30 protein-coding genes, 2 tRNA genes and 1 other RNA gene are annotated in these 26,470 nt (G+C 67.7%); 10 read left to right on the top strand and 23 right to left on the bottom strand.

The window, feature by feature from the left end:
• Positions 1-2: 2 nt before the first annotated feature.
• The 4 genes from ABDZ95_RS11970 to fumC are packed head-to-tail and all read right to left on the bottom strand — an operon-like array spanning position 3 to position 3,927.
• Positions 3-1,079 (bottom strand): alpha/beta hydrolase, encoded by a 1,077-nt coding sequence (locus tag ABDZ95_RS11970; protein ID WP_343794023.1) that lies wholly within the window; start codon positions 1,077-1,079, stop codon positions 3-5.
• A 49-nt stretch (positions 1,080-1,128) separates the two neighbouring features.
• Positions 1,129-1,863 (bottom strand): AAA family ATPase, encoded by a 735-nt coding sequence (locus tag ABDZ95_RS11965; protein WP_343794022.1) that lies wholly within the window; start codon positions 1,861-1,863, stop codon positions 1,129-1,131.
• 1 nt (position 1,864) lies between these two features.
• Positions 1,865-2,539, bottom strand: a complete 675-nt coding sequence (locus ABDZ95_RS11960) for a phytanoyl-CoA dioxygenase family protein (RefSeq protein ID WP_343794020.1) — start codon at positions 2,537-2,539, stop codon at positions 1,865-1,867.
• Positions 2,539-3,927: a class II fumarate hydratase gene (fumC, locus tag ABDZ95_RS11955; protein ID WP_343794018.1), complete on the bottom strand. Its 1,389-nt coding sequence runs from the start codon at positions 3,925-3,927 to the stop codon at positions 2,539-2,541. The genes ABDZ95_RS11960 and fumC overlap by 1 nt, the downstream gene beginning before the upstream one ends.
• 84 nt (positions 3,928-4,011) lie before the next feature.
• Between fumC and ABDZ95_RS11950 the strand changes: the two genes are divergently transcribed.
• Positions 4,012-4,374: a RusA family crossover junction endodeoxyribonuclease gene (locus tag ABDZ95_RS11950; RefSeq protein ID WP_343794015.1), complete on the top strand. Its 363-nt coding sequence runs from the start codon at positions 4,012-4,014 to the stop codon at positions 4,372-4,374.
• On the opposite strand, the gene ABDZ95_RS11945 is transcribed toward ABDZ95_RS11950, so the two are convergent.
• The 6 genes from ABDZ95_RS11945 to miaA form a co-directional block, all read right to left on the bottom strand.
• Positions 4,359-4,754, bottom strand: coding sequence for a GFA family protein (locus ABDZ95_RS11945; RefSeq protein ID WP_343794012.1), 396 nt, complete (start codon positions 4,752-4,754; stop codon positions 4,359-4,361). The two genes, ABDZ95_RS11950 and ABDZ95_RS11945, sit on opposite strands and share 16 nt — an antisense overlap.
• A gap of 34 nt (positions 4,755-4,788) precedes the next feature.
• Positions 4,789-5,541 carry a C13 family peptidase gene (locus ABDZ95_RS11940; protein WP_343794009.1) on the bottom strand — a complete coding sequence of 251 codons (753 nt, stop codon included), beginning with the start codon at positions 5,539-5,541 and terminating at the stop codon, positions 4,789-4,791.
• 60 nt (positions 5,542-5,601) lie between these two features.
• Entirely contained in the window at positions 5,602-6,090 is a 489-nt protein-coding gene (locus ABDZ95_RS11935) for an SspB family protein (protein ID WP_343794007.1), read from the bottom strand.
• An 81-nt stretch (positions 6,091-6,171) separates the two neighbouring features.
• Positions 6,172-6,533, bottom strand: a transfer-messenger RNA (tmRNA) gene (gene ssrA, locus ABDZ95_RS11930).
• A 3-nt stretch (positions 6,534-6,536) separates the two neighbouring features.
• Positions 6,537-6,719, bottom strand: a complete 183-nt coding sequence (locus ABDZ95_RS11925) for a hypothetical protein (RefSeq protein WP_343794005.1) — start codon at positions 6,717-6,719, stop codon at positions 6,537-6,539.
• Between the two features lie 30 nt (positions 6,720-6,749).
• Positions 6,750-7,613, bottom strand: a complete 864-nt coding sequence (gene miaA / locus ABDZ95_RS11920; protein WP_343794003.1) for a tRNA (adenosine(37)-N6)-dimethylallyltransferase MiaA — start codon at positions 7,611-7,613, stop codon at positions 6,750-6,752.
• 74 nt (positions 7,614-7,687) lie between these two features.
• Here miaA and ABDZ95_RS11915 point away from each other — a divergent pair, with 74 nt between their 5' ends.
• Together ABDZ95_RS11915 and ABDZ95_RS11910 are read left to right on the top strand one after the other, a co-directional pair.
• Positions 7,688-8,758 (top strand): Mrp/NBP35 family ATP-binding protein, encoded by a 1,071-nt coding sequence (locus tag ABDZ95_RS11915; protein ID WP_343794001.1) that lies wholly within the window; start codon positions 7,688-7,690, stop codon positions 8,756-8,758.
• Between the two features lie 153 nt (positions 8,759-8,911).
• Positions 8,912-9,115 (top strand): hypothetical protein, encoded by a 204-nt coding sequence (locus ABDZ95_RS11910; protein ID WP_343793999.1) that lies wholly within the window; start codon positions 8,912-8,914, stop codon positions 9,113-9,115.
• 46 nt (positions 9,116-9,161) lie between these two features.
• Here the strand turns inward: ABDZ95_RS11910 and ABDZ95_RS11905 are convergent, their stop codons facing one another.
• Entirely contained in the window at positions 9,162-9,689 is a 528-nt protein-coding gene (locus ABDZ95_RS11905) for a dihydrofolate reductase (protein ID WP_343793997.1), read from the bottom strand.
• 49 nt (positions 9,690-9,738) lie between these two features.
• On the opposite strand from ABDZ95_RS11905, the gene ABDZ95_RS11900 reads away from it, so the two are divergent.
• Complete coding sequence (locus tag ABDZ95_RS11900; protein ID WP_343793995.1) at positions 9,739-10,305, top strand: hypothetical protein; 567 nt, start codon at positions 9,739-9,741, stop codon at positions 10,303-10,305.
• On the opposite strand, the gene ABDZ95_RS11895 is transcribed toward ABDZ95_RS11900, so the two are convergent.
• The 3 genes from ABDZ95_RS11895 to ABDZ95_RS11885 all read right to left on the bottom strand — a co-directional run bounded on the left by ABDZ95_RS11895 (position 10,302) and on the right by ABDZ95_RS11885 (position 12,273).
• Positions 10,302-10,619, bottom strand: a complete 318-nt coding sequence (locus tag ABDZ95_RS11895) for a nucleoside triphosphate pyrophosphohydrolase family protein (protein ID WP_343793993.1) — start codon at positions 10,617-10,619, stop codon at positions 10,302-10,304. The two genes, ABDZ95_RS11900 and ABDZ95_RS11895, sit on opposite strands and share 4 nt — an antisense overlap.
• 4 nt (positions 10,620-10,623) lie before the next feature.
• Positions 10,624-11,481, bottom strand: a complete 858-nt coding sequence (locus ABDZ95_RS11890) for a thymidylate synthase (protein WP_343793991.1) — start codon at positions 11,479-11,481, stop codon at positions 10,624-10,626.
• A gap of 249 nt (positions 11,482-11,730) precedes the next feature.
• Entirely contained in the window at positions 11,731-12,273 is a 543-nt protein-coding gene (locus tag ABDZ95_RS11885; RefSeq protein WP_343793989.1) for a DUF924 family protein, read from the bottom strand.
• Between ABDZ95_RS11885 and ilvC the strand changes: the two genes are divergently transcribed.
• Positions 12,272-13,288 carry a ketol-acid reductoisomerase gene (ilvC, locus tag ABDZ95_RS11880; protein WP_343793987.1) on the top strand — a complete coding sequence of 339 codons (1,017 nt, stop codon included), beginning with the start codon at positions 12,272-12,274 and terminating at the stop codon, positions 13,286-13,288. The two genes, ABDZ95_RS11885 and ilvC, sit on opposite strands and share 2 nt — an antisense overlap.
• Positions 13,289-13,291: 3 nt before the next feature.
• On the opposite strand, the gene ABDZ95_RS11875 is transcribed toward ilvC, so the two are convergent.
• From ABDZ95_RS11875 to ABDZ95_RS11860, 4 genes are all read right to left on the bottom strand, one after another.
• Entirely contained in the window at positions 13,292-14,326 is a 1,035-nt protein-coding gene (locus ABDZ95_RS11875) for an ABC transporter ATP-binding protein (RefSeq protein WP_343793985.1), read from the bottom strand.
• Positions 14,323-15,921 (bottom strand): ABC transporter permease, encoded by a 1,599-nt coding sequence (locus tag ABDZ95_RS11870; protein ID WP_343793983.1) that lies wholly within the window; start codon positions 15,919-15,921, stop codon positions 14,323-14,325. The genes ABDZ95_RS11875 and ABDZ95_RS11870 overlap by 4 nt, the downstream gene beginning before the upstream one ends.
• Entirely contained in the window at positions 15,912-16,967 is a 1,056-nt protein-coding gene (locus tag ABDZ95_RS11865) for an extracellular solute-binding protein (protein WP_343793981.1), read from the bottom strand. Before ABDZ95_RS11865 ends, ABDZ95_RS11870 begins: the two co-directional genes overlap by 10 nt.
• Before the next feature lie 148 nt (positions 16,968-17,115).
• A tRNA-Pro gene (locus tag ABDZ95_RS11860) sits at positions 17,116-17,192 on the bottom strand.
• A 231-nt stretch (positions 17,193-17,423) separates the two neighbouring features.
• Between ABDZ95_RS11860 and ABDZ95_RS11855 the strand changes: the two genes are divergently transcribed.
• Both ABDZ95_RS11855 and ABDZ95_RS11850 read left to right on the top strand, forming a co-directional pair.
• Positions 17,424-17,497, top strand: a tRNA-Gln gene (locus ABDZ95_RS11855).
• A 152-nt stretch (positions 17,498-17,649) separates the two neighbouring features.
• Complete coding sequence (locus tag ABDZ95_RS11850; protein WP_343793979.1) at positions 17,650-19,197, top strand: methyltransferase regulatory domain-containing protein; 1,548 nt, start codon at positions 17,650-17,652, stop codon at positions 19,195-19,197.
• 6 nt (positions 19,198-19,203) lie between these two features.
• Here ABDZ95_RS11850 and ABDZ95_RS11845 read toward each other — a convergent pair whose 3' ends face one another.
• A complete protein-coding gene (locus ABDZ95_RS11845; RefSeq protein ID WP_343793977.1) occupies positions 19,204-19,803 on the bottom strand; it encodes a sensor histidine kinase in 600 nt (199 codons plus the stop codon).
• A gap of 130 nt (positions 19,804-19,933) precedes the next feature.
• Here ABDZ95_RS11845 and ABDZ95_RS11840 point away from each other — a divergent pair, with 130 nt between their 5' ends.
• Positions 19,934-20,389, top strand: coding sequence for a response regulator (locus ABDZ95_RS11840; protein ID WP_343793975.1), 456 nt, complete (start codon positions 19,934-19,936; stop codon positions 20,387-20,389).
• A gap of 139 nt (positions 20,390-20,528) precedes the next feature.
• On the opposite strand, the gene ABDZ95_RS11835 is transcribed toward ABDZ95_RS11840, so the two are convergent.
• The 3 genes from ABDZ95_RS11835 to ABDZ95_RS11825 form a co-directional block, all read right to left on the bottom strand.
• Positions 20,529-21,866, bottom strand: coding sequence for a hypothetical protein (locus ABDZ95_RS11835; RefSeq protein WP_343793973.1), 1,338 nt, complete (start codon positions 21,864-21,866; stop codon positions 20,529-20,531).
• A gap of 62 nt (positions 21,867-21,928) precedes the next feature.
• Positions 21,929-22,246 carry a hypothetical protein gene (locus tag ABDZ95_RS11830; RefSeq protein ID WP_343793971.1) on the bottom strand — a complete coding sequence of 106 codons (318 nt, stop codon included), beginning with the start codon at positions 22,244-22,246 and terminating at the stop codon, positions 21,929-21,931.
• A gap of 41 nt (positions 22,247-22,287) precedes the next feature.
• A complete protein-coding gene (locus ABDZ95_RS11825) occupies positions 22,288-22,827 on the bottom strand; it encodes a GNAT family N-acetyltransferase (RefSeq protein WP_343793969.1) in 540 nt (179 codons plus the stop codon).
• An 80-nt stretch (positions 22,828-22,907) separates the two neighbouring features.
• On the opposite strand from ABDZ95_RS11825, the gene ABDZ95_RS11820 reads away from it, so the two are divergent.
• Positions 22,908-23,357 carry a DUF1036 domain-containing protein gene (locus tag ABDZ95_RS11820; protein WP_343793967.1) on the top strand — a complete coding sequence of 150 codons (450 nt, stop codon included), beginning with the start codon at positions 22,908-22,910 and terminating at the stop codon, positions 23,355-23,357.
• 21 nt (positions 23,358-23,378) lie between these two features.
• On the opposite strand, the gene ABDZ95_RS11815 is transcribed toward ABDZ95_RS11820, so the two are convergent.
• Positions 23,379-25,568, bottom strand: a complete 2,190-nt coding sequence (locus ABDZ95_RS11815; protein WP_343793965.1) for a S9 family peptidase — start codon at positions 25,566-25,568, stop codon at positions 23,379-23,381.
• Between the two features lie 83 nt (positions 25,569-25,651).
• Between ABDZ95_RS11815 and ABDZ95_RS11810 the strand changes: the two genes are divergently transcribed.
• The coding region (locus ABDZ95_RS11810; RefSeq protein ID WP_343793963.1) for a trypsin-like serine peptidase at positions 25,652-26,470 on the top strand (819 nt) is incomplete at its 3' end.

The following is a 26,470-nucleotide window of genomic DNA, read 5'->3' as shown; positions in this document are numbered from 1 at the left end:
CCTCAGGCAGGGTTCTGAGGCGGCGCCGGGCGAGGCGGTCTGGCTGGCTTGACCGCAACCTCCTTGCCCAGTCGCCAGGCCCGCGTTCGCTCAATGAAGGTCCGGTTGGGGATATCCTCGACCGGATCGCCGGCCATCAGCGCTGACATGTCGTCGATGACAGCCTGACTGCGCAGATAATAGCTGTGCTCGACGAAGGGGTCGGCGTCGCCGGCGACGACGCGGCAGTCGACCAACTCGACCTTCTTGGGCAGCAGATCCACGAGACGCGGGCCATCGGATCCAAGCCGGTCGGGATTGGCCTTGGTGCGGTTAGAGACGGTCAGCCCCTTGTCGTTCGGATTGAAATAGACGGTCACCTGCCGGCCGATGCGAGGCAGCAGGCGCAGCTTGTCGTCATGCTCGAAGCTGTCGTCGTCCTCGTCTGGCGCGGCCATCAGAATCTGGTCGAACAGTCGGGTGAGGCTGTCGCGCTCCTTGTGGATGAGGGCCTTCAGCGCCTGCCGCAGTACATAGTTGCCCATGCTGTGCGCCAGCAGGTGCACCCGACGCTGGCAATAGTCCTGCGCGTTCAGAGCGAGGACATAGTCGCGGAACTTCAGGAAGGCGCGTGCGATGGCGGGGCCGGACGCGCGGGCGTCTTCCCGGTCGCTGTAGTAGGACATCCACGGGACCGCCGCCCCGTCGGATGGCCAGCTGAACACCACGATGTTCAATGGGTGATCCGCGACGGTCAGACTCTGGGCCAGCAGGGCGCCGGCCTGCAACGCGCCGGTAAAGCTGACGTTGAACCCGTGGATGAAGACGAGGGTGTCGCACCTGGGCCCGCCGGCCATCGCCTGACGCAGGTCCTCCATGAACTGCCCGCCGCCGGTTTTCAGGATGTCCGGCTCGTCGAGGATGTCCGGATAGACATGAAGCGTCTCGAGCACCGGCTTTTCCGGATCGGGCCGGAAGTCCGCATAGCCAAATCTCAGCGCAGCCACGCCATCCGGATTGAAGGTCTTGCCGAAAACCTCGCGGCGGTTCTGCGGCTGATGGTTCCGATTGGTCGCGAAGAACACACGCACGTTCGCCATGCCGGCCTCCCTTCGGAAGACGCCACCTTAGCGCGAAACAGCCAAGGCTTCACTCATCGTCGGAAAGCAGCACGTCCAGATAGGTTTGCGGCCGGTTCAGGAAACCTCGCGTCACCTGATAGTGCTCGGTGTCCTCATAGGCGATCAGTTCCAGTCCGTGAGAGGACGTCTGATAGATCCACGCGTCCGGATATCCCAGCAGAATGGGCGAGTGAGTCGCGATGATGAACTGCGACCGCGTGTTCACCAACTGATGCAGCCGCGCGAGAAAACTCAGTTGTCGGGCCGGCGAAAGCGCCGCCTCGGGCTCATCGAGAATGTAGAGTCCCTCGCCTTCGAACCGGTTCTCGAACAGATCGAAGAAGGATTCCCCATGTGACTTCTCGTGCAGGCCAACAGACCCCCCGCGGCTCGTCCCGGATCGCTCCAGGTAGCTCGCAGTGTTGAAGAAACTTTCGGCGCGCAGGAAATAGCCGTCCTGCGCCTTCTGCGCGGATCGGACGGGGCGGACGAACCGGTGCAGGTCGGAGTGAGAGGCGCGTGTCGTGTACTGGTGATCCCGGGATCCCCCTTCGGGATTGAAGCCCCACGCTACCGCCAGCGCCTCGACCAAGGTCGATTTTCCTGAGCCGTTCTCGCCCACGAGAAAGGTGACACGTGGATGGAAGGCGAGTGTGTCGGTCGTCCGCACCACGGGCAGGGCGAAAGGATACCTGTCCTCGTCCCACCCGTCGCGCCGCTCAAACCGCGCCTCAATCCAGTAGGGGCGTTCAAGCGCGGTCACCTCAAAATCCCTTCCATTCCAGGCCGCCGGGCAGCTCGAAATCTGCGTAGTCCACCTGAAGAACACGTCGGCACCGCTGCCCTGAGGCGCGATCCGAGGCATGGAGGATGGACGTACCGTACGCCCAGATGTCGCCGGTTTCAGCCAGACAGAGTCTCTGTTCGGCGCGTCCGGCCTCACCCGTCGCCGCGGAGGCCGCGATCCGGCCGATGCAGTGGGTGCCGACTGCGATCCAAAGCGGCGCATTGGCTTCGTCCACGTTGTCGAGGTGCAGCCGAAGAGTCGTCATCCGGGTGAGGATTTCAAACGGCGGGGCGACGTGAAGCACACCGTCCTTTGTCGACCACGGACCGAAGCCGGCCGCATCGACCCTGGCCTTCACCGGGATGGTGCGGTCCTGATGCCAGGCCACGCTCCAGTTGGCTTCGGGCGATTTGTCGAACATCACCGCGCGAACGGGTCGGGCGGCGTCTGACGTCAGGGAGGCGGCGACGCGGCAGGGCGTTCCGGTCGTGAGCAGATCGGCCAGCCATTGGTCGCCGGAAAGGCGCACGCCGGGCCGGTCGCCCAGGCTTTCGTCCGCAAGCAGGCGCAGGCGCTCCACGTCATCCGAAGAGAGGACGTGCGGGAAATGCGCCGCGCCCTCCCGCTCGAATGCAGTCCGCCCTGTCTCCATCAGCCCGGCGAGATCATCTTCTCGGGGCGGACCGCCTCGTCGAACTCCTCGTTGGTCAGATAGCCGCCGCCGACGGCTTCCTCGCGCAGGGTGGTGCCGTTCTTGTGCGCTGTCTTGGCGATCTTTGCGCAGGCGTCGTAGCCCAGCTTGCCGTTCAGCGCGGTCACCAGCATCAGCGAGTTGTTCAGGCCGCGCTCGATGTTGTCGACGCGCGGCTCGATGCCGACCACGCAGTTGTCAGTGAAGCTGATGGCGGCGTCGGCCATCAGGCGCACCGACTGCAGGAAGTTGTAGGCCATCACCGGGTTGAAGACGTTCAGCTCGAAATGACCCTGCGAGCCGGCGAAGGTGACGGCGGCGTGGTTGCCGAACACTTGCACGCAGACCTGCGTCAGGGCCTCGCACTGGGTCGGGTTGACCTTGCCCGGCATAATCGACGAGCCCGGCTCGTTCTCAGGCAGCGCCAGTTCGCCGAGGCCTGAGCGCGGGCCGGAGCCGAGGAAGCGGATGTCGTTGGCGATCTTGAACAGCGAGGCGGCGACCGTGTTGATCGCGCCGTGGCTGAAGACCATGGCGTCGTGGGCGGCGAGGGCCTCGAACTTGTTCGGGGCTGTGGTGAAGGGCAGGCCGGTGATGCCGGCGATCTTCTCGGCCACGGTCTCGGCGAACCCGACCGGCGCGTTCAGGCCCGTGCCGACGGCGGTGCCGCCCTGCGCCAGTTCCATCAGCTTGGGCAGGGTCTGTTCGATCCGCTCGATGCCGTTGGCGACCTGCTGGGCGTAGCCGCCGAACTCCTGGCCCAGCGTCAGCGGGGTGGCGTCCTGGGTGTGGGTGCGGCCGATCTTGATGATGTCGGCCCAGGCGTCCGACTTGGCCTTCAGCGCGGCGTGCAGGTGCTTCAGGGCCGGGACCAGGTCGTTGACCACCTGCTCGGCGCAGGCGACGTGCATGGCCGTCGGATAGGTGTCGTTCGACGACTGGCTCATGTTGACGTGGTCGTTCGGATGGACCGGCTTCTTGGAGCCCATCTCGCCGCCCAGCATCTCGATGGCGCGGTTCGAGATCACCTCGTTGGCATTCATGTTCGACTGGGTGCCCGAGCCGGTCTGCCAGACGACCAGCGGGAAGTGATCGTTCAGCTTGCCCTCGATGACCTCATTGGCCGCGTCGACGATGGCCTTGCTAAGCGTCGGGTCCAGCTTGCCCAGCTGCATGTTGGTCTCGGCGGCGGCGCGCTTGACGATGCCCAGAGCGCGGACGATCGGCAGCGGCTGCTTTTCCCAGCCGATCCTGAAGTTGCCCAGCGACCGCTCGGCCTGCGCGCCCCAGTAGACGTCGTTCCGGACTTCGATCGGGCCGAAGGTGTCGGATTCGGTGCGGTGGGTCATGGCGGTCCTTCAGGCGTGGCGGGAAGATGCGCGGCGGTGTAGCACGGGTGCGCAGGCGGGCAAGGCTCGCGACGGAACCCGTTCATGACCCCCGGCTGGATCGGCACAGGCAAGGTGCGCGCGCGAGAGAGCGGCGACGCGGTCGAGATCACCATCGACGGCCTGACCACCCAGGCCAAATACTACAAGCCGCTGGTCTATGAGTTCATGCGCAAGGAGTGGCAATCACGTCCGGCGTGGGGCGACTATGTCGTCGAGATCGTGATGGAGCATGTCGGCGATCCGCCGTGGATGGACCTCGACAATCTGGCCAAGGCCCTGCTGGACGCCATCAAGGGCTATCTCTTCCACGACGACAGCCAGGTCGCCCGGCTGCTGGTCGAACGGCGCGAGGGCGAGCGGGAGCGGATCACCATCCGGGTCTTCCCGCGTCAGACCTCCGGATAGCGATCGAACGTCGGCAAGGAGGCGAGGTCGGACATCCAGCTTATGCGGTCTGCGACCTGGACCTGAACCGGAAGCGGCAGGTAGTTCGGGTCGTCCAGCGTGGCTGACTGGATATCCAACTGGCCCGCGAAAATCTGCGCGTTGGTGTAGAACAACCCCGTGCCGCAGGTCGGGCAGAAATGGCGGCGTCCGTGTTCGGAAGAGGCATATTCGCGGGTCTCGCCGGCGATCGTCACCGTGTCGTTCGGGACCAGCATCCAGCCGACCACTGGCGCGCCGCTGGCCTTGCGGCAGTCCATGCAATGGCAGAGGCCGTGCCGGTCCGGCGTCACGGAAATCTGGTAGCGCACAGCGCCGCAATGGCATCCGCCCGTCAGCATGGCGTGATCCTGTTTCTGAATGCGAAGGCCGGTGTCAGGAGGCCGGTCTGGAGAATCGCAGCGTCGGCAGGCGCATCTGCATCTCTCCGCCCACGAACAGTTGGGGTTCGGACGGCAGGGCGACGCCGGCTTCGGCCTCCTTCGTCGCCACGCAGGCCTTGGTCTCCGCGGCCAGCGAAAGGAAGTCCGCGGATTTGGGCAGGCTTTCCAGAATGCAGCCGTCGAACCACGGATAGCGCTCGCCGGCGCCGCAGCCGAACGACGTCCGGTCGCGGCGAGCGGCGGTCAGCACCATGCGGTTGGGCGCCTGCAGGGCGTTGATGAACTGCCCTGAATAACAGGCGGAGATAATGATGACGGTCGGTCGGGCGCCGCAGGCGCGGCGGATGATGCTGACCAGACGATCCGAGGTCATCTCGCCGGTCTCGCCGAAGACCATGTGTTGGGGCGAGCCGTGAGAGGTCATGTACAGCAGGCAACCCCGGTCAGCGCGGGTCGCCATCTCGGTGAAGCCGTCAACGGCGGCCTGCGGCGAGGTGGGCTGAGCCACATCGGTGCGCAGGGAGTAGTCGACCATGCTGGCCCGTGGGAAACCGGCGGCGAGGAAGCTCCGGACCAGATCGCGGCGGGCGTTGTCAAAGGCGTCGATCGGATGGCCGCGCCCGTCGCGCCAATCGGCGGCGATGATCGCAGAGGTCCAGCCCTCGAACCGGGTCTGGGCCTGTGCCGCCAGCGGCGACAGAGCGACGCACAGCGCCGCAACGATTCCGATCAGACCCCGACCCATGCGCATCCCCTCGCGTCAGCCGTCGCCGACGTTAGCGCATGAACCGAAATGGGGAAGGGGTTACTTCTTCCGGAACTGATCCAGCGACACGACCTTGGGACCGTCGTCGCCCGAGGGCGGCGGGGTCGGGGCCGGTTCGGCGGCGGCGATCTCGGCCGCGATTTCGTCGACCGTGGCGGGCGCCTCGAACTGGAGCAGGAACTGCACCGACGGGTCGTAAAAGCGGGTCACGGCCGTGTAGGGCATGGCCAGCACCTTGGGCATGCCGCCGAACTTCAGCATCACCGAGAAGCGGTTCGCCTCGACCTTCAGGTCCCAATACTGGTGCTGCAGGACGACGGTCATCTCGTCCGGGTATTTGGCGAGGATGTCCGGCGGTACGCTGACGCCGGGAGCCCGGGTCTTGAAGGTGATGTAGAAATGGTGCGCGCCGGGAATGCCGTCGGGCGAAGCCGCCTGCTCAAGCGCCAGCCGGATCACGCCGCGAAGCGCGTCCTGCATGAGCACTTCGTAGTGCATGTCGTCGACGGGGGGCGTCTCTTCGGCCATCGGGCGCCTCTGCTGTTCGCCAGACGTGTAGCCCCGCTGGGCGACGGACGAAAGGGCGTCGAAGGATGAATGGAGAAGGAAAGTGCCGGGATTCTGTTGGCAGGCTCCCGGCGGCCCCGCCTGAGGATCTGAACCCCCAGGAGTTAGGTCGGATTTACCGGAACCGCATTACGCGGCGACGGCGTAACCCTCAGCGAAGTTATCGTTCGCAGGTAGTTTAAAAGCCCGATACGGTGGGCTAGGACGAGCGAAAGCAATCCTCTTTACACGTCCGTCGATGCTAGTCGGCCCCGCGCTCGCCCGCCGATAACCGGGAGAGAATGGTGGAGCCGCCGGGAATCGCACCCGGGTCCGGTCCGCTTATTACAGGCACGTTTATCGCCATAGTCCGGGCGAACCCGGACAGAACGAATATAGGCGGTTCGCGCCGATGTTCCAAGGGCTTGTCAGCCGCCGCCGGTGCGCCCGGTCGCCTTGCCCGTTCCGTCACAGACCGGGCAGGTCTCCCCGTCCGGGAGGGCTCCTGAGCCCGCGCATTCGGGGCAAAGAGTCGTGTCGCCGTGCTGGCCGGCGGCTGGGTCGACCGGGTCGGCGTTCAGGCCGCGGTCGTCGATGTCGTGTTCTTTCATCCCCATTGAACGGCGAAGCCGGGCGGAGGTTCAGGCGCGGCGCCAGTCCGGCGTCTGGTTGCGGAACCAGGTCAGTTGACGCTTGGCGTAGTTGCGCGTGGCCTGACGCGTTGCGTCGATGGCCTCGTCCAGAGCGGTCTCGCCGGACAGATGGGTGGCCAGTTCGCGGACGCCGACGGCCTTCATCGCGGGGAGGGCCGGGTCGAGGTTGCGGGCTGTGAGGGCGCGGACCTCGTCCAGCGCGCCCTGTTCGATCATCTGGGCCACGCGCAGGTCGCAGTTGGCGTAGAGGGCCGCTCGATCCGGTTCGACCACGAGGCCAGTCCATGAGCCGGGGGCGAGCAGAGGCGTGGTTTCGGCCGTCCAGTCGCTGAGCGCCCGGCCGGTGTGGTCCGCCACGCTCATCGCGCGGATCAGGCGCTGGCGGTCGCCGGCCTCGATGCGGTCGGCGGCGGCGGGGTCGAGGCCAGCAAGCCGGAGTCGGAACACGGTCTCGCCCTCGGCATCCAGCGCGGCTTCCACCTGATCGCGAACTTCGACTGGAACGGCGGGAATGTCGGCCAAACCCTTGGTCAGGGCCGTGAAATACAGCCCCGTACCGCCCACGAGGATCACGGGGCGGTCGCGGAGGTCGGCCAGCAGATCGAGGGCGGCGCGGCTCCAGCGGCCGACGGACCAGGCCTCGGCCGCATCGGCGACGCCGTAGAGGCGGTGGTCGGCCTCAAGTTCGTCGGCGGCCGAGGGGCGGGCGCTGAGGACCCGCAGGTCGGCGTAGAGCTGCTGGCTGTCGGCGTTGACGATCACGGCCCCGGTCTGCGCCGCGAGGGTCATCGCCAACCGCGACTTGCCCGAGGCGGTCGGGCCGGCGATCAGGGTGATGCGGGGGTGGGACAAATCGAGGCTCGCGGGCGGACTGATCCGGCGATAGAACGCAGGCCCCGCAGCCGCAACCCGCCGGACCTCACGCCTTGCCCGATCGCGCCTCCGTCATCGCCGTTCTCGACGCCATCACCGACCCGAAGAGCGGGCAGGGCCTGGTGGCTTCAGGATTGGCGCAGGGGCTGATTGTGACCGAGGACCGCGCCGGCTTCGTGATGGAGGTCGCCGGCGGCGACACGGCGCTGTACGCCCCCGTCCGCGACGCGGCCGAGGCGGCGCTGAAGGCCATGTCGGACATGGAGCGCGTGTCCGTGATCCTGACCGCCGAGACGATGCCGGCGACCAAGCCCGTGCGCACGGCGTCCCTGTCGCCGCAGGCCGTCGAGCAGACGCGGGCCAAGGCTCCGGTCCCGACCGACCGTCCGGCCCATGTGCGCAAGGTGCTGGCCGTGGCCTCGGGCAAGGGCGGGGTGGGCAAGTCGACGGTGGCTGTGAATCTGGCCGCGGCGCTGGCGGCGCGCGGGCTGTCGGTCGGGCTGCTGGACGCCGACGTCTATGGCCCGTCCTTCCCGACCATGCTGGGGATCGCGGGCAAGCCGGCCTATGTCGACGGCATGATGCAGCCGCATCAGGCGCACGGGCTGAAGGCGATGTCGGTCGGCCTGCTGACCGACCGCAATGACGCCATGGTCTGGCGCGGGCCGATGGCTTCGCAGGCCCTGACCCAGATGCTGACCCAGACGCGCTGGGGCACGGAAGACGCGCCGCTGGACGTGCTGGTCGTCGACCTGCCGCCGGGCACGGGCGACATCCAGCTGACCCTGATCCAGAAGACGCCGCTGGACGGGGCGGTGGTCGTCTCGACCCCGCAGGAGGTGGCGCTGGCCGACGCCCGCCGCGCCCACGCCCTGTTCCAGAAGGTCGGCGTGCCGACGCTGGGCCTGATCGAGAACATGAGCGGGCCGATCTTCGGCACGGGCGGGGCCGAGGCCGAGGCCGGCCGACTGAACGTGCCCTTTCTCGGCGACCTGCCGCTGGACGCCTCGGTGCGCGCGGCAGGGGACGCCGGCACGCCGGTGGTGGTCAGCGACCCGAAGGGGGATGTGGCCTCGCGGTTCGCGGCGATTGCAGGGCGCGTGGCTGAGCGCTGGTCTGGATAGAACCATCAGCCTTCCGGTAGGTCGATTTTGATGGGAGCTTTGGATTCTTTCCGATTGTGAATTTGTCTCGTAACACACTCGTGAGTTGTTGTCCTGAGCGCAACCTTCACTTTGGCCACAGGCGGATTTCCCGCCCGCATTTTGGAGGATGCCATGCTGAAGAAACTCGTTCTCGCGGTCATGATCGCCAGCTCGACGCTGGTCGCCGTTCCTCAGGCCGCCAGCGCAGCCGCCGTTCGCGGCGATGAATGCGAACTCAACTGCTTCTGGACGACCATTTACGGCGACAACGGCGAGGTGCTGGGCGGATACTGGACCTGCTCGGGCATCTACATGGACTGTCTCAGCGGCGAATAGGCTGATCCAGGCCGTCCCGGCCCCGGCCGGGGCGGCATTCGCGCCGTTAGCGGCGCTCCAATGTGCGGAAAGTAAAGGCGTGGTCGTCTTTCTCGCCAGCGGGATGGGCTTCTGACGCGACCTCGGTCCACTGGGCCTCGTCGAAGGCGGGGAACAGAACGTCGCCGTCGGGCGCCGCGTCGACCTCGGTGATGTAGAGCCGCTTCGCGCGCGGCAGGACCGCCTCGAACAGGGCCGCGCCGCCGATGACACAGACCTCGTCGACACCGTCATCCTCCGCCTGCTCGCGCGCGATCTCGACGGCTTCGTCCAGCGTCCGGCACACCAGCGCGCCCTTGGCCTCGCCCTCGTCGCCCCAGCCCTCATCGCGGGTCAGCACCACGTTCAGGCGGCCGGGCAGGGGCTTCAGCGGCAGGCTCTCCCAGGTCTTGCGGCCCATGATGCAGGGCTTGCCGATGGTGATGGCCTTGAATCGCTGCAGGTCGCTGCGCAGCCGCCAGGGCAGATCGCCGTCACGCCCGATCACGCCATTGGAGCCACGGGCGACGACGATCACGACGGATGGAACGGTCAAGGTTCTGGCTCGCTTGGTAAGGATCGTCTCTCATACCGCGAGGTCCCGCATGGGCAAGTACGTCCCCGCCATCATTGCCGGCGCAGTCGTCACCGTCGTGCTCGGGTTCCTGTTGGGAATGATCGGCTTCCAAGGCTTCGCCGCCTGGTACATCCCGGTCTTCGGCGGTCTGATCACCGGATATCTGATGGCGAACCTGCAGGGGACGAAATCGGGGCCGGCGGCGTCGGACGAACAGAGGGTTGCTGCGCTCGCCCTGAGGCCGTCGCCCGGCAAGGCCCTGATCATCGCCCATCGTCAGGGCTTCGTCGGCAAGATGGCGGGGATGCAGGTCTCGCTGGACGGCCAGCCGATCGTTCAGCTGAAGTCACCCCAGTTCACCGCCGTGGAGGTGGAGCCCGGCGCGCACACGATCGAGTTCGGCTTCGTCGGCCTGGCCGCAGCCCAGAACAAGCCGGAGCGGGTGAACGTGACGCTGGTCGATGGAGAGGTGGTCGCCTACCTCGCGACGGTGTCGATGGGCACAGGCAAGAACACCATCAAGGTGATCCGCGACGAGCCGATCGACATGGTCCCCGACACCCTGCGCAATGTGCGGATGGTGGCTTCGGCCTAGGGCTGCTTGTCCAGCCAGTGCAGCCACTTGCGCTGCATCGCCGCCTCGATGTCGATGTCAGCGGCCTTGCAGTAGATCAGCAGCATGCCAAGCACGTCGGCGGCCTCGTCGCCCAGCTTGCCGGCGTCGGCCGCGCCGCGCGCCCGGCCGCTCATGCGCAGATGCTCGGCGACCAGTTCGCCCAATTCTTCCTGCACCTTCAGCAGCGCCCAGTCGCCGGCCGCCGCCTTGTCGCGGTCGATGCCGTGCTCGCGCGCATAGATGTCGGAGATGCGCAGGATGTCCGCCTGCAGCGCCTTCAGGGCCAGCGACATGGGATCAGACCGCGACCGGCGCCTTGATGTGCGGCCAGGGCTGGTAGCCTTCCAGCACGAAGTCCTCGAGACGGTAGGCGAACAGGTCGTCCCTGGCCGCGATGGTCATGGTGGGAAGGGGCAGGGGTTCGCGGGTCAGCTGGAGCTCGGCCTGTTCGATGTGATTCAGATACAGGTGGGCGTCGCCGAAGGTGTGCACGAACTCGCCCGGCTCCAGCCCGCAGACCTGCGCCATCATCAGGGTCAGCAGGGCGTAGCTGGCGATGTTGAACGGCACGCCGAGGAAGACGTCGGCCGAGCGCTGGTACAGCTGGCAGCTGAGCTTGCCGTCGGCGACGAAGAACTGGAACAGGCAGTGGCAGGGCGGCAGGGCCATGTCGTCGACATCGGCCGGGTTCCAGGCGCTGACAATGTGGCGGCGGCCGTTGGGGTTGGTCTTGAGGCCGTGAACCAGCTTCTCGATCTGGTCGATGACGCGGCCGTCCGGCGCGGACCAGCTGCGCCATTGCTTGCCGTAGACCGGGCCCAGCTCGCCTTCGGCATTGGCCCATTCGTCCCAGATGCTGACGCCGTTTTCCTTCAGCCAGCCGATGTTGGTCTCGCCGCGCAGGAACCACAGCAGCTCAACGATGATCGAGCGGAGGTGAAGCTTCTTGGTGGTCAGGACCGGGAAGCCCTTCGACAGATCGAAGCGCATCTGACGGCCGAAGACGCCCAGAGTCCCGGTGCCGGTGCGGTCATCGCGGCGGGCGCCGTTCTCAAGGATGTCGCGCAGCAGGTTCAGGTACTGCCATTCCGGATGGTCGGCGGGAACGGCGCCCGCGCGGGTCTGGATATCAGCGAGAAGGACCTGGGCGTTCATGGGGACACAGTGTCGCCGATTCGCTCCGAAGGGCAGACCATCGATTCGGTTGCTCACAGGAACTTGGTTCAGGACTGCTCACCTCTCCACCGCAGGTGGGGAGGGGGACCACCGGCGTAGCCGGTGGTGGAGGGGTGACTTGCGCACACAACCCCTCCGTCTCGTCCGCTGCGCGGCCGACCCACCTCCCCATCTTCGATGGAGAGGTGAGCCGTCAGATGAGGATCACAACCTCACTTGGTGGAGGGGTTAACCCCCGAACCCGCCCTCATTCAGAAACGCCTGCTCCTCTGCGGTCGTCGCGCGGCCGAGGCTGGCGTTGCGGTGGGGGAAGCGGCCGAAGCGGACGATGATGTCGCGGTGGAGGTGGCCCCATTTGCGGAGCTCCTCGTCCTCGCCGATCAGCTCGAGGTAGCGGTCCTGATCCGCCAGCTCTTCGGAATGCTCGAACGGCAGGAGGATGAAGTTGCGCAGCTCGGTCTCGAACGCGAGGTGCTGGCCGCGCTCGACAGCCTGATTGGCGAACATCCGGGCCAGCGGGTCGGTGGCGAACTGGTGCGCGGTGCCGCGGAAGCAGTTGCGCGGGAACTGGTCCAGCAGGATCAGCAGGGCCAGCGATCCCTCGGCCGTGTCGGCCCAGTGATCCAGCTCGCGCCGGGCGGCCATCATGTGGCCGTGCTCAAACCGCTGGCGGAAGGTGGCGTCGAAGACATCGTCCTTGGCGAACCACATGTCGGGGCCGGCGTCTTTCCAGAAGCCGATGACGTCGGAAGGCTGTAGGTCTGTGCTCATGACCCAGAAAATAGCGACGCCGCTCCCCGCGTTCCATGACCGCGACTGCGACCTTTCGATCATCCGCGGCAAGCGGGTGGCCATGATCGGCTATGGCAGCCAGGGGCGGACCCATGCGCTGAACCTGCGGGACTCGGGCGTGACCGACATCGTCGTGGGGTTAAAGGCGGGCTCGAAGACGCGGGCCAAGGCCGAGGCGGACAGCTTCACGGTCATGACCGCCGCCGAGGCCGCAACCGGCGCGGACGTGGTCGCGGTCATGGTCTCGGACGAGGCGCACCGGGACCTGTGGCGCGACGAACTGGAGCCCAACATGAAGCCGGGCGCGGCTCTGATCTTCGCCCACGGCCTGTCGGTGCGGTTCGGTCTGGTGACGCCGCGCGCCGATCTGGACGTCATTCTGGCCTCGCCCAAGGGCATCGGGCCGCGCATCCGTGATCTGTACGTCGAGGGGGAGGGCGTCTTCTGCCTGTTCGGCGTGCATCAGGACGCCAGCGGCGGGGCCCATGCGCTGGGCCTGTCCTACGCGGCGGCGCTGGGCTGCGGGCGCAAGGGCATTCTGGAGACCACCTTCGCGGCCGAGTGCGAGAGCGATCTGTTCGGCGAGCAGGTGGTGCTGTGCGGCGGGGTGAAGGATCTGGTCGACGGGGCGTTCATGAAGCTGGTCGACGCCGGCTATCCGCCAGAGGTCGCCTGGTTCGAATGCTTCTACGAGCTGAAGTTGGTCACCGACCTGATGTTCTCCATGGGCATCGCCGGGGCGTTCGGGCGCATCTCGAACACGGCGGAGTACGGCGCCTATCTGACGGGACCGAGGGTCATCGGCGAGGCGTCGCTGGCGGCGATGGACGATGTGCTGGCGGACGTCCGCTCGGGCGCGTTCGTGAAGCAGTTGATGGCCGACTACGACGCAGGCTCGCCCGACCTCCTGGCGCGCCGCAGGGCTCTGGGCGAGCGGACGATCGAGACGGTCGGGCGGCGTCTCGCCGAGGTCGCGGAGCGGGCGAAGGGCTGAGTCTCAGCCCGCGACGACGGTCGCCTTCGACAGGTCCGCGCCCAGCGGAACGATGGCGCCGACCGCGGGCGGCTCGCCGGTCATGCGCACGCGCCAGACCTGGCCGTCCAGCCGCAGATCGGCCTCGCTCCACGCCCCGCCGTAGCGACGCGCGATCACCTCCGCGCCTGGACCATCGCCGCCGGGCGTCAGGTGGTGCGGGCGCAGCAGCAGGCTGGCGGGGCCGTCGGCGACGCCGGGCGCCGGTGTGGTTCCCCACGGCGTCGAGGCCATGCCCTGCCGGACGACGACCGGCGCGACATTGACCTCGCCCAGCAGGCGGGCGGCGGCGACCGAGGCGGGGCGGTCATGGCAGTCCGCTGGCGGGCCGGACTGGATCACACGGCCGTCGTCCATCAGCACCAGTGTGTCGGCCATCATCAGGGCCTCGCCGGCGTCGTGAGTGACGATCAGGACCGCGGCGCCGGCCGCCCTCAGCGCCGCCGTCAGTTCCTCGCGCACCCCGGCCTTCAGATGGGCGTCGAGGCCGGAGAAGGGCTCGTCCAGCAGGATGGCGGCGGGCTCGCGCACGAGGCTGCGGGCCAGCGCCACGCGCTGCTGTTCTCCGCCGGACAGGGCGTGCGGCCAGGCGTTGCCTCGGTCGCCCAGACCCACGCGCTCCAGCGCCTCCAGCGACCGGGCCTTGCCCTCGCGGCGCGGCCGGTCGGAGAGACCGAAGCGGACGTTCTCCAGCGTGGTCAGATGCGGAAACAGGGCGTAGTCCTGAAACACCAGCCCGGTCCCTCGCTGTTCAGGCGGCGTGGTGCGACCGGGCTCCGACAGCAGGGTCTCGCCCGAGCGAATGGTCCCGGCATCGACCGGCTCCAGCCCGGCGATCAGGCGCAGCAGGGTGCTCTTGCCCGAGCCGGACGGACCCAGCAGGCAGGTGATGCGGCCGGCCTCCAGCGTCAGGCTGGCCTCGCTGACTGCGGCGCGCGCGCCGTAATGGCGGCTGACGCCCTCGACGCTCAAAACGGGCGGGTGAACGGTCTGGGTCATGGACTTCCCGGTCGGGCATGGGCGACCCGGCGGCTCAGCCAGATCACGGCGGGCAGGGCCAGGGCCACCAGCATCAGCGACGGCCAGCCGGCGTTGGCCAGCCGCTCGTCGCGGGCATAGTTGTCGGCGATCACCGCCAGGGTGTCGAAGTTGAACGGCCGCAGGATCAGGGTCGCCGGCAACTCCTTCAGCACATCCACCAGAACGACCAGACCGGCGGTGAACAGGGCCGGGGCGGCGATCGGCAGCTGGACCCGAAGGGCGGCTCCGGTCTCGCCGGCGCCGAGGCTGCGCGCGGCCTGAACCATGGACGGGGTCACGCGCGACAGGCCGGCGTCGACCGGCTCCAGCGCGGCGGCCATCAGGCGTGCGGCATAGGCGTAGAGCAGGATGGCGACGCCGGCGACGACGTTTGCCGATCCGCCGGGCGAGACCGACCACAACCAGCCCGCCGGCAGCAGCAGGCCGATCGCCATCACGGCGCCGGGCGTCGAATAGCCGAGGCTGGCCATCCGCGCGGCCAGCGGCATTCGTTTCGCCGCCAGAGCCAGGGCGGTCGCCAATCCAACCGTCAGCAAGGCGCCGCCGATCCCGAGGCCCAGGCTGTTGCGCGCGGCGGTCATCAGACGCGGCCAGTCGGGCGTCAGACCGAAGGAACTCCACGCCAGCCAGCCGGCGGGGACCAGCAGACCCAGCGCGATCAGGCCTAAGCAAAAGGCGGTCGCGCTCCAGGCCTTTGCGCCGGTCAGGTCCGTAACCGGCAGGGGCCGCCAACGTCCGCCGGCCGCGCCGTAGCTCTTGCGACTGCGCGAGGCGCGCTCGACCCACAGCAGCAGGGCGGCGGCACCCAGCAGGGGCAGGGCGAACTGGGCGGCGGAGGCGACGGAGCCATAGACGAACCACGCCCGCACCACGCCGGTAGTCAGGGTCTGCACGGCGAGGAACTGGACCGTGCCGAAGTCGGCGAGGGTCTCCATGACCGCCAGCGCCACGCCCGCCGCCAGCGCCGGCCGTGCCATCGGCACGGCGACGCGCAGGAAGGCCTGCCGGGGGGTGCAGCCCAGCGTCCGCGCGGTCTCCAGCGCCTGCACCGGCAGGTTCACGAAGGCGGCGCGCATGGCGAGGTAGACGTAAGGGTAGAAGGCGCAGGACAGGACGAAGGCCGCGCCGGGCAGGCTGCGGATGTTCAACCAGCTCAGCTCGATCCCGGACGCTCTCAGCGCCATCTGCAGATCGCCGCCGACGTCCAGCAGGTCGGCGTAGGCATAGGCCACGGCGAAGGCCGGCATGGCGAAGGGCAGGGCCAGCGCCCAGGCGAAGACGCTCCGGCCGGGAAAGCGGTGCATGACCACCAGCCACGCCGCCAGCGTTCCGGCCACGCCGGTGATCAGCGCCACCAGCGCCGCCAGCCCGGCCGAGGTCAGGGCGTAGCGGATCAGGTCCCCCGCGGCGATGTCCGCCGTCTCGCCGGAAAAGGCGACGGCGACGACATTGACCAGCGGCAGGATGGCGACCAGCGCCGCGAGGGCGCCGATCAGGGGCAGGGGAGACAGGGCTCCCCCGCGCCCCTTCGTCAGGATCGAGCTCAGCGCCAACCGGCCGCCGACATCAGCGACTGCGCCTGGGCCTGGTTGCGGCCATAGGCGGTCACCGGCATCGGGTTGGCGGTGAAGTTGGCATAGGGCTGGACCGCCGCCGGGTTCGGCACGCCGTTGGCGGCCGTGTACTCGTTGTTGGCCCCGGCGATGATGGCCTGGGCCTCAGGCGTGGCGAGGAATTCGAGGAAGCGGACGGCGTTCTCGCGGTTCGGCGCATTGCGGGCCACGCCGCCGCCCGAGACGTTCACATGCGCGCCCTGTCCGTCCAGCGACGGGAAGGCCAGCTTGACCTTGTCCGTGACGGCCTTGTCGGCGGCGTCGTCGCCATTGGCCATGCGGATCCAGTAGTAGCTGTTGGTCAGGGCGATCTCGCAGACGCCGGCGTTGACTGCACGCATCTGGTCGCGGTCGCCGCCTTCGGGCGGACGGGCCATGTTGGCGACCACGCCGCGCACCCACTCGCCGGCCTTCTCGGGGCCCCAGGCCTCGATCAGGGCGCCGACCAGCGACAGGTTGTAGACGCTGTCGGCCGAGCGGACGCACAGCTTGCCGCGGAAGCGGGGCGAGGCGATCTCTTCATAGGTGTCGACCTCCTCGGGCCGGACCTTGGTCGTGTCGTAGGCGACGATGCGGGCGCGGCGGGCCAGGCCGAACCAGTGGCCCTCGGGCTCGCGCAGATTGGCCGGGATGGCGGCGTTCAGGGCTTCGGAACTGGTCGGCTGCAGCAGACCTGCCTCCTGCGCGCGCCACAGGGCGCCGGCGTCGGCGGCGACGAAGACGTCCGCCGGGCTGTTGGCGCCCTCGGTGCGCATGCGGGCGATCAGCTGGTCCGGATTGCCGTCCACGCTGTTGACCTTGATGCCCGTCTTCTCCTCGAACAGGCGATACAGCTGCTGGTCCGCGTCATAGTGGCGGGCGGTGTAGAGGTTCAGCACGCCGCCCGTCGCGGCGGTATCGGTCTTCGCGGTCTCGCCATTGCCGCAGGCGGCCAGGGGCAGGGCGATCAGGGCGACGGCGGCCATCATGGCGCGGCGCAGGGACATCGGCTCTCTCCACATCGATTGTGAAGCTGGCCTACCCATCCTGAGAACGGATCGCAATGTCCGCATGGTCGCAGCCGGCCGTGTTCCGGGCAGCAAAAAGGGCGCTTGCGCGCCCCGCCCAACGCCCCTCGGGAAGACGTTGAAAGAATGGTCGGAGTGAGAGGATTCGAACCTCCGACCCCTGCGTCCCGAACGCAGTGCTCTACCAGGCTGAGCCACACTCCGACTTGAGGAGGGGGCTTATAGCTACGGGGTCTGGCCCCCGCAAGCGAAGAAAACGCCTGTTTGAAATTAGTCCGCCGACGGCTGCTCGCCGAGCGCAGGTCTTCTGTTTCAGGTCGTTTTCGGGGTGTCGCGCTTTCGATGCGCATTCCTTCGAAAATCCTGTTGCGTCCCGCGCGACCTTGGCGTATCCGACCGCCTCCCCGCCGCAAGGAGGGGCCGCGCCGGACCTGCTGGGGAATGGTGTAATGGTAACACTCCGGTTTTTGGTACCGTCATTCTAGGTTCGAGTCCTAGTTCCCCAGCCATCCGCTTCCGGGCGCGTTTAGTCCTCACAATCGAGACGTTGGCACGCCCTCACGGGGCGGCTGCGCGCATTTGCGCTTCCGGTTCGGCGTCGCTGGCGGTCTAGACTGCTGGAAGGCCGGGTGAACCGCGCCGAGGCTTCGCAGGGACGCGCATGGACTGGTCCGAGGGCTATTACGCCGGGCTCGACTACACCTTCGGCTACTACCACGAGATGGGCCCCGACCATCTGCGTCTGGCCTGCCTGACGGCCGGCGTGCATTGCGAGATCCCCGACGCGTCGACCTATCTGGAACTGGGCTTCGGGCAGGGGGTGTCGATCAATCTGCACGCCGCCGGCAGCGAGGGCGCGTTCCACGGCGTCGATTTCAACCCGGCCCACGTGCTGCACGCCGAGGGGCTCGCAGAGCGATCCGGCGCGACGGTTCATTTGTCTGACGAGTCCTTCGCCGCCTTCGCCGCGCGCAAGGATCTGCCGATGTTCGACGTCATCGCCCTGCATGGCGTCTGGAGCTGGGTGTCGGACGAGAACCGGCGGGTGATTCTGGACCTGATCCGGAAGAAGCTACGGCGCGGCGGGGTGGTCTATCTCAGCTACAACTGCATGCCGGGCTGGGCGTCGCGCGGGGCGGTGCGACACCTGCTGAATTTGGGTCGGGCAAGGGGCAGCGAGGCGGCGACGACGCCGGAGGCCGAGGTCGATCGCGCCTTGGCCTTCGTGGGCAAGGTGACTGCCGCCGGACCGCGATTCTTCAGGGATGAGCCGCAGGCCACGAAGCATGCGGCCGGGCTGGCGAAGCAGAGCCGGCGCTATATCGCTCACGAGTATTTCAACGCGGACTGGCATGTGCCGTACTTCTCGGACGTGGCGACGGAGATGGCCGGGGCCAAGCTGACCTTCGTCGACTCGGCCCGGCTGCTGGATCGGATCGCCGAGATCAACATACCGGCCGACGGCGTGGCCTTGCTGGCGGAGATCAGCGAGCCGGTGATGCGGGAGTCGGTGCGCGACTATCTGGTCAACCAGCGGTTCCGGCCGGACATCTTCGTGAAGGGCGCGATCCGGCTGTCGAAGCTGGAGCAGGACGCGCGTCTCGGCGCGCAGGCCTTCGTGCTGATCTGTCCGCTGGACGAGATCGACTTCCGTATCTCAGGAGCGCTTGGAGAGGCGACGCTTCCGGAGGCAATCTATCGGCCGCTGAGCGAGGCTCTCGCCGCCGAGGCCTTCCGGCCGAAGACAGCCGCGGTCCTCGCGGAAACCGCCAGCGCTTCTTTCGATGACGTCATCGCCGCGCTGACAGTGCTGACCGGAATGGGCGTGGTGCGACCGGCCCGTGAGGCGACGCCGACGACGCGTGGCCAGTGTGACGGCTACAACGCCCTGGTTCTGGAACGCGCGCTGTCCGGTCGGCAGTTGAAGCATATGGCGTCGCCGGTGACCGGCGGCGGGGTGCTGACGACCCGCTCGACGCAACTGTTCCTGCAGGCGTGGAACGAAGGCGCCCGGACGCCGGAGGCCTTGGCCGCCCGCGTTTGGGCGGTGTTCGAGCGCACCAATGAGCGGGCGACGAAGGACGGCAGGGACGTGGTGTCTCGCGAGGAGAACCTGCAGGTTCTCGGCGAGAAGGCTGAACGGTTCCTGATGCAGATTCTGCCGCTGTACCGGACGCTGGGCATCCTGCCGTCGCCGAAAGCCGGCTGACAGCGATCAGTGCGCGGTTGTTTCCAGCGGCAGGCGGATGCGTACGCCGACGCCGGCTTCGGGGGCCGTCTCGATGCTCATGGAGCCGCCGAGGTGCTCGACCAGACCCTGCACCAGCGACAGACCCTCGCCCGGCTGGAGCCGTTCCTGCCCGATGCCCGAATCGCGGACGACCAGGCTGACGCCGCCCACCGCGCGGGAGAAGGCGACGGCGATCGAGCCGCGACGGCCTTCGGGGAAGGCGTGGCGGCAGGCGTTGGAGATCAGCTCGTGCGTGATGATGGCCAGCGGCAGCAGGTGGCTGTCGGGCAGCAACGCCGCCTGACCGCGAACGTCCAGCCGCACCGGGCGGCCCTCACAAGCGCGGGTCCAGAAGGCGGCGACATCCTCGAGGTAGCCACCGAAATCCAGCGGGCCTTCGGTCGTCATACGGCGGCTGATCAGCTCCATCGCGGCGGTGACGTCGCTGAGCCAGGTGAGGTGGCGGACGCTTTCGGGATCGTCGACGGCCCGCAGGCGAATCCCCACCAGCGTCTGCAGCAGCTGGTAGCCGCCCAACAGACGTCGCTGGAGTTCGACGATCCGGTCTTCCGCTGGCGCGGCCATCATTCCCCCGACGCTTGAATTCGCCGGTAATTCCTACTCTACGCAGAACCGAATAGCCATTGGTGCGTTGGACTGTCCGCTAACCGACACAAACGGTGTTAATGCGTGTGGTTAGCAGTGGGGGAGACCAGTGATCGCATCGCCCGACCTCAGGGTCATGATCGTCGAGGATCAGGCGCTACTCGCCATGGAACTGGAGCTCGTGCTGGGCGAGTCCGGCTGCGACGTCGTGGGCTGCGCGATGGACAAGGTCAGCGCCTTTGCGATCGCGGATCGCGAAACGCCGGATCTGGCGCTGATCGACGTCAACCTGCTTGACGGGATGACAGGCCCGCAGATCGCACAGAAGCTGGTCGCGGACCACAACTGCGCCGTCGTCTTCCTGACCGCCAATCCCGAGCAGATTCCCGAAGGCTTCGCCGGCGCCTTGGGCGCGGTGTCCAAGCCGTTCGACGAGCAGACCATCCGTGCGGTGGTCGACTTCGCCCGGCAGTTCATACTGCATCGGACGCTGGGAACCCCCCCGCGCCGGTTCCGGCTGGCGCCGTGGCTGACCACGCCGCCGGACGATATCGCGCCGCACTAAACCCCTCCGGCTCGCCGCGCGAGCGCGTCGAGCCACCTCCCCATCTTCGATGGAGAGGTGAACTGCGCCTGCTCATCTCTCCACCGGAGGTGGGGAGGGGGACCACGCGTAGCGTGGTGGAGGGGTCAGGCTGCGCTGCCTACTGCACCTTGATCCGGGCGAAGATCATGCCGCCGTCGGGATCGCCGCCGTACAGCGGCTCGAGCGGGCCGGGGACCTGGTTGAGGCTGTAGAGCGCGCCCAGCCCGAAGCGGACGTTTGGCGCGATCCGCCAGTCGTGCACCGCGCCGAGCGAGGCCTTGGACACGGTGTAGAGGTCTCCGTGACCGCCACCGACGCCGGGAACCAATTCGTCCGTCTCGATCCGCTCGGCGCGAGCAAACAGGGTCCAGCGGTCGTCCGGGCTGATGGCGCCCTCAAGCAGCCAGGCGACCTTCGATTCGCCGTGGTCGTTGGTCTTGCGACCCCAGGCGAGGGTGGCCGAATGCCAGCCGTCCGCGCCGAAGGGGCGGGTGTGGATGGCGCTGGCCGACCATTTGGTCTCGTCCTCGTCAGGCTCCAGTTGCTCCGGCGCGGTCACGTCGGCCCATGAGGCCTGCAAGGACCATTCCGGCGACGGATTCCACGAGGCGCGGACGGACCAACTGTCCAGTTCGGGGCGCTCGATGTCGTAACGGTCCTGATCCGGTTCGCGGCCGCGGAAGGCGGAGCTTTCCAGCTTGAAGGCGTCATGCGCCCAGCCAAGCGTGGCCACGCCGAAGACGATGTGGGTCGAGTCCAGCCAGTGGTGGGTGATCGGCGCTTCCGGGCTGTCCATGGCGCTCATGCGGTGCATGAAGGCGGGCGGGCCGAAGGCCGGTTCGCCGGGCAGGCCGAGGTAGGCGTAGAGGGTGTCCTTCTCCGTCAGGCGGCGGCTGTAGGACGCCGACAGCTCCATCACCAGCTCGTGCGGATGTTGTCGGTCGATCAACGGGTTGACGCCGTCGGCTGTCTCGCCCGCGGCGAGCAGAAGCGGGAAGCCCTCCTTGCCCATCAGGGGATCGGGGCTGAGCATGGCGCGCAGGTTAAGGGTCGAGCCGTCGGCGAAGTCGCGGCGGGCGGAGCCCATGATCATGCCGCTGACGAAGGTCTTGTCGTCGCCGCGCGGGCCGTTCTGCCAGTCGTGGACGAGGTTGATCTGGGCGTGGCTCATGAACGACCAGGCGCCGCGGTTCCAGTGGACGCCGCCGTGGCGGGACAGGTCCGGCTGCCAGCTGGTGCCGGAGGCGTCGCGGGTCATGGGCCAGGCGCCGAGAGGGCTGGTCGCGGCGCTGTGGTTGTCGTCGTGATTGTCGTGCTGCATCAATGACATGTCGTGACCGGCGTGAGGATCGGCCTGGGCTGGGGTCTGATGATGCGAGTGGTCCTGCGCGGCGGCCGGGAGGGCGAGCGCGAGCAGGGATGCGCCGGCGAGCGGCGCGAAAACGGTGTGAGCCAAGATGGCCTCCAGAGATCGAAAAGCTTGAAAATGCGGACGAACCGCGCGGTTTCAGGCGTCGATCAGCGGGGAGGGTGCGGGTCCGGCGACAGGGTCTCGCCGACCGGCAGCAGGGCGGCGATCAGGGCGCGAGGGGGCGCGGGCAGGAAGACGCCGCCGCGCAGGGGCGGCTCGGGCGCGACCGTGGCGACGCAGGCGACACAGCAACCCATGGGTTTCATAGGTTTTTCAGGCGCGGGCGTATCGCCGGGAGCGTGATGGCCGGACGAGGTCTCGTGGCACGGCGGCATGACGTCGGCGTTCGCGGGCGCGGGCAGGGCGCCCAGCGTCAGCGCGGCGAGAGCGCCGAGCAGCAGCGTCAATGTCCGGATCAGGACCATGGGGCAGATCTAGGCGGAAGAGACCGGAGAGGCAACGGACCTCAGAGCCGCAGGCCGTCGCCGGGAGGCGGTCCGCCTTCGGGCATCAGGTCAAGTTGCATCAGCACGACGTTGATCCAGCGATCGAATTTCCAGCCGGTTTCGCGCCAGACCCCCGCTTCGCGGAAGCCGGCGGAGCGGTGCAGGCCGATGGAGGCGGCGTTCTCGCTGTCGCCGATGACACCGATCAGGTGGCGCAGCCCACGTTCACGGGCGCGTTCGATCAGGGCGGCCATCAGGGCCTTGCCGACACCGTGGCCCTGGGCATGCGGCGCGACATAGGCCGATAATTCAACGCAGTACCGGTAGGCGGGACGGAGGCGGAACGGAGCGAGGTAGGCATAGCCCGCGACCTCGCCATCCGATTCGGCGACGAGCCACGGGAGGTCCTGGGCGCGAACCGCATCGACGCGGCGCGCCATCTCGGCCTCGTCCGGAGCGTCCAATTCGAACGTCGCCGTCCTGTGGATAACTTCGTCCGAATAGATCGCAGTGATCGCCTTCAGGTCGGTGTCGATGGCGTCGCGAATGACTGGGAGCACGGATCAGACTCGGTCAGTTGAGGGAACGGCGATTTGCGGCTTATTCTGCGATCGGAGAATTACCAAAGGGGGTCGTATTCATGTCTGCTCAACTCGTCATGGCCGCAGCGTTGGCCTTGTCGGCTCCGGGAGCTCCGGAAGCAGCCGCAGTCCAGTCCAAGCCAGGTGTCAGCAACCGTCCGATCGTGGATCTGCGCGTCTGCAACTACAGCGGCCGCGACGCCACTGTGGCGGTGTCCTATGTCGAGGTCGGCGGAAACCGGTTTATGAACCGGGGCTGGTATGACGTCGCCAACGGCGATTGCGAGAACATCGTCAGCACGGACAACGCCAACTTCTACTTCTATGCCGACGCCACGGACGACTCCGGCCGGAATTGGCAGGGTTCGCACAATCTGTGCGTCGAGTATCCGGGCCCATATACCTTCTACAGCGCAGGGACCGAGTGCCAGAGCTACCAGGAGCTGAGAGGCTTCGTACCGTTCACGGCGCAGGAGGGCGGCATCTGGACCTGGACGCTCGATCCGTAGGACCCCTGAGCGAGAGCGGGCTCAGGCCCGCTCCCAGCCCTTCTGGATCGACCAGATGGCGAAGGCGTAGACGATGGCGATATCCTTCAGATAGTCGAACCGGCCCGACGAACTGAAGTGGCCGGCGGTCATGTTGATTTTCAGCAGCACCGGCTTGCCCGAGGTCGTGGCGGGGCGCAGCTTCGCCACCCACTTTTCCGGCTCCCAGTAGGTGACGCGCGGGTCGGACAGGCCGCCGGTGGCCAGCACAGCCGGGTAGGCCTTCGCCTCGACCTGGTCGTAGGGGCTGTAGCTCATCATGTAGTCATAGGCGGCGGCGTCGGTGATCGGGTCGCCCCATTCGGGCCATTCGCCGGGCGTCAGCGGCAGGCTGGTGTCCGACATGGTGTTGATAACGTCGACGAAGGGTACGTCGCCGATGACGCCGGCCCAGAGGTCCGGACGCATGTTGTTGATCGCGCCCATCAGCATCCCGCCGGCCGAGCCGCCGTGGGTGACGATGTTGCCGGCGCGGGCGTAGTTGCGCTCGATCAGGTGTTCGGCGGCGGCGATGAAGTCCGTGAAGGTGTTCTTCTTGGTCATCCGGCGCGCGGCCAGGAACCAGCCCCAGCCCTTGTCCGAGCCGCCGCGAATGTGGGCGATGGCGTAGATGAAGCCGCGATCGACCAGAGACAGGCGGTTGGTGTTGAAGGTCGCGCCCATCGGGATGCCATAGCTGCCGTAGCCGTACAGCAGGACCGGGGCCGAGCCGTCGACCGGCGTCGACTTGCGGCGCAGGACGGTGACCGGGACCATGGCGCCGTCGCTGGCCGGGGCGTTCAGGCGCTCGACGACATAGTCGTCGATGTTGTGGCCCGACGGCACCTCCAGCGTCTTGCGCAGGGTGCGGGTGCGGGTCGCCATGTCGTAGTCATAGGTCTGGGTGGGCGTTGACGGCGAGGTGTACGCGTAGCGCATCGTCGTCGTGTCGTACTCGTAGGTCCCGCCCTGCGAGAGGGCATAGGCGGGCTCGTCCACGGCGATGGCGTGCTCCTCGCCGTCGCGGGTGCGCACCACGATGCGGGTGTTGGCCTCGTAGCGCTCGACGCGGGTCAGGTGGCCCGAGAAGGCCGAGATCGACTCGATCAGGCGGCCTTCGGTGAAGGGCACCAGATCGGTCCAGTTGGCGCGACCCGGCGCGTCGGTCGGGGCGGTGACGATCTTGAAGTCCACGGCGCCGTCGGCGTCGGTGCGGATGACCCACCGGTCGCCCCAGTGGTCCGCCTCGTAGCGGACGGCCTCGCGGCGCGGCTCGATGACGACCGGCGTCGCCTCGGGCTGATCCGAGGGGACGTAGCGCATCTCGGTCTGTTCGCCGTTGGCCGAGGTGATGAGGATGTACTTGTAGTCCGCGCTGAGGCTCAGCCCCATGTACATGCCGTCGTCAGGCTCTTCGTACACGGTGGAGATCTCGCCGCCGCGCGTGCGGCGCTTCAGGATCTTGTCCGAGCGGCCGTTGTCGTCGCGGTTGATCCAGAAGATCCATTCGCCGTCGGCCGAGAAGGTGATCCCGCCCATGCTGCTGCCGATGGTCTCGCCGAGGAACTGGCCCGAGGCGATGTCCTTGACGAAGATCTCGTAGACCTCGGAGCCTTGGGCGTCCTCGGACCAGGCGAACAGGGCGTGGTCGCGGCTGTGGTCAGTCTCGCCGACAGAAGAATAGGCCTTGCCTTCGGCCAGGGCGTTGGCGTCCAGCAGGATGACCTCGCCGTCGGTGCGGCCGGCCGGGCGGCGGCAGTAGAGCGGATGCTGGGCGCCGGTGTTGTACCGGGCGTAGTACTCCCACGGGCCGTCCTTCAGGGGCACGGAGGAGTCATCCTCCTTGATGCGGCCCTTCATCTCCTCGAACAGCTCCAGCTGGAGCGGCTCGGTGGAGGCCATCATGGCCTCGCGATAGGCGTTCTCGGCGTCGAGGTGCTCCTTGACGTCGGCCTTGATGATCGAAGGGTCGCGCAGGACCTGCTGCCAGTTGTCGTCCTTCATCCACTGATAGTCGTCGGTCCGGGTACGACCGAGTTGCTCGATCGTGACCGGGATTTTCTTCGCGACAGGCGGAACGGGGGCGTTTTGGGGCATCGAGGCTCCGGCAGAAGGCTTGGCGTTTGCGACGGCGGGGAGGGCGGTCGCGGCGAGCGCGGCGGCGGAAGTGGCAAGCAGGTCGCGGCGATTCATGTGGGGTCCCCCGATTTCGCCGGACCTTGCGCGGGGCGAGGGCTCGCCGTCAAATGAACAAACCTCGCTGGCGGGATAGGGCCATGTTCGATCTTCAGACCCCGCCCCAGGAAGCGCCGCCGCCCCCTGTCGTCGAGATCGTGGAGAACGCCCAGCGCGCGCCCTGGGACCTCACGGTCGGCCTGATCAACGCCACCATCCAGATCGATCAGCCGGTCAACGATTCGACCCGGCGGGTCGGCACGGCGTTCCTGATCAATGCGCCGAAGCTGGACGGCACGCCGCGCACGGTGATGGTCACAGCCGCCCATGTGCTGGACGGCATGCCCAATGCGGTCGCCCGTCTGGGCTGGCGAGTCGAGACCGGCAACGGGGGCTGGCGGTTCAACCCGGTGCCCCTGCGCATCCGCGACGACGAGGGCGACGCCCTGTGGACCAAGCATCCGCAGCGGGACATCGCCGTGATGGAGGTGCAGGCGCCGCGCGCCTTCGCCGAGGCGGCGATCCCGGTCGGCTGGCTGGCGGTGCCCGAGGCGCTGACCGGCTGGCAGGTGGGGCCGGGGGACGAGCTGATGACCCTGGGCTATCCGCACGGCTATTCGGCAAACGGCGCGGGTTTCCCGATTCTGAGGACCGGGCGGATCGCCTCATGGCCGCTGACGCCGATCCGGTCGTTCCCGACCTTCCTGCTGGACTTCGCCGTCTTCCCCGGCAACTCGGGCGGTCCGGTGTTCTGGACCCCGGCCGCGCGCAAACTGCCCGGCTCGGTGACGCCGGAGCACCCCTTCATCGCCGGGGTGCTGGTGCAGGAGATGCGCGTCGGCGGGGAGACGGTGGGGATCGGGATTGTCGCGCACGCGGAATATGTGCGCGAGGCGCTGGCGCTGCTGGATGTGCCGGCG

This window comes from Brevundimonas kwangchunensis (genome assembly GCF_039523815.1).
Taxonomy (GTDB): domain Bacteria; phylum Pseudomonadota; class Alphaproteobacteria; order Caulobacterales; family Caulobacteraceae; genus Brevundimonas; species Brevundimonas kwangchunensis.
Note: the sequence above shows the minus strand (reverse complement) of the source record. Positions and strands in the feature narration are given on the sequence as shown.

What these genes read in the sequence shown, in the direction of transcription:
- ABDZ95_RS11970 (WP_343794023.1), bottom strand. Translation starts at nt 1,079, where the DNA reads ATGGCGAACGTGCGTGTGTTCTTCGCGACCAATCGGAACCATCAGCCG.
- ABDZ95_RS11960 (WP_343794020.1), bottom strand. Translation starts at nt 2,539, where the DNA reads ATGGAGACAGGGCGGACTGCATTCGAGCGGGAGGGCGCGGCGCATTTC.
- fumC (WP_343794018.1), bottom strand. Translation starts at nt 3,927, where the DNA reads ATGACCCACCGCACCGAATCCGACACCTTCGGCCCGATCGAAGTCCGG.
- ABDZ95_RS11950 (WP_343794015.1), top strand. Translation starts at nt 4,012, where the DNA reads ATGACCCCCGGCTGGATCGGCACAGGCAAGGTGCGCGCGCGAGAGAGC.
- ABDZ95_RS11945 (WP_343794012.1), bottom strand. Translation starts at nt 4,754, where the DNA reads ATGCTGACGGGCGGATGCCATTGCGGCGCTGTGCGCTACCAGATTTCC.
- ABDZ95_RS11940 (WP_343794009.1), bottom strand. Translation starts at nt 5,541, where the DNA reads ATGGGTCGGGGTCTGATCGGAATCGTTGCGGCGCTGTGCGTCGCTCTG.
- ABDZ95_RS11935 (WP_343794007.1), bottom strand. Translation starts at nt 6,090, where the DNA reads ATGGCCGAAGAGACGCCCCCCGTCGACGACATGCACTACGAAGTGCTC.
- ABDZ95_RS11925 (WP_343794005.1), bottom strand. Translation starts at nt 6,719, where the DNA reads ATGAAAGAACACGACATCGACGACCGCGGCCTGAACGCCGACCCGGTC.
- ABDZ95_RS11910 (WP_343793999.1), top strand. Translation starts at nt 8,912, where the DNA reads ATGCTGAAGAAACTCGTTCTCGCGGTCATGATCGCCAGCTCGACGCTG.
- ABDZ95_RS11900 (WP_343793995.1), top strand. Translation starts at nt 9,739, where the DNA reads ATGGGCAAGTACGTCCCCGCCATCATTGCCGGCGCAGTCGTCACCGTC.
- ABDZ95_RS11895 (WP_343793993.1), bottom strand. Translation starts at nt 10,619, where the DNA reads ATGTCGCTGGCCCTGAAGGCGCTGCAGGCGGACATCCTGCGCATCTCC.
- ABDZ95_RS11890 (WP_343793991.1), bottom strand. Translation starts at nt 11,481, where the DNA reads ATGAACGCCCAGGTCCTTCTCGCTGATATCCAGACCCGCGCGGGCGCC.
- ilvC (WP_343793987.1), top strand. Translation starts at nt 12,272, where the DNA reads ATGACCCAGAAAATAGCGACGCCGCTCCCCGCGTTCCATGACCGCGAC.
- ABDZ95_RS11885 (WP_343793989.1), bottom strand. Translation starts at nt 12,273, where the DNA reads ATGAGCACAGACCTACAGCCTTCCGACGTCATCGGCTTCTGGAAAGAC.
- ABDZ95_RS11875 (WP_343793985.1), bottom strand. Translation starts at nt 14,326, where the DNA reads ATGACCCAGACCGTTCACCCGCCCGTTTTGAGCGTCGAGGGCGTCAGC.
- ABDZ95_RS11865 (WP_343793981.1), bottom strand. Translation starts at nt 16,967, where the DNA reads ATGTCCCTGCGCCGCGCCATGATGGCCGCCGTCGCCCTGATCGCCCTG.
- ABDZ95_RS11850 (WP_343793979.1), top strand. Translation starts at nt 17,650, where the DNA reads ATGGACTGGTCCGAGGGCTATTACGCCGGGCTCGACTACACCTTCGGC.
- ABDZ95_RS11845 (WP_343793977.1), bottom strand. Translation starts at nt 19,803, where the DNA reads ATGGCCGCGCCAGCGGAAGACCGGATCGTCGAACTCCAGCGACGTCTG.
- ABDZ95_RS11830 (WP_343793971.1), bottom strand. Translation starts at nt 22,246, where the DNA reads ATGGTCCTGATCCGGACATTGACGCTGCTGCTCGGCGCTCTCGCCGCG.
- ABDZ95_RS11820 (WP_343793967.1), top strand. Translation starts at nt 22,908, where the DNA reads ATGTCTGCTCAACTCGTCATGGCCGCAGCGTTGGCCTTGTCGGCTCCG.
- ABDZ95_RS11815 (WP_343793965.1), bottom strand. Translation starts at nt 25,568, where the DNA reads ATGAATCGCCGCGACCTGCTTGCCACTTCCGCCGCCGCGCTCGCCGCG.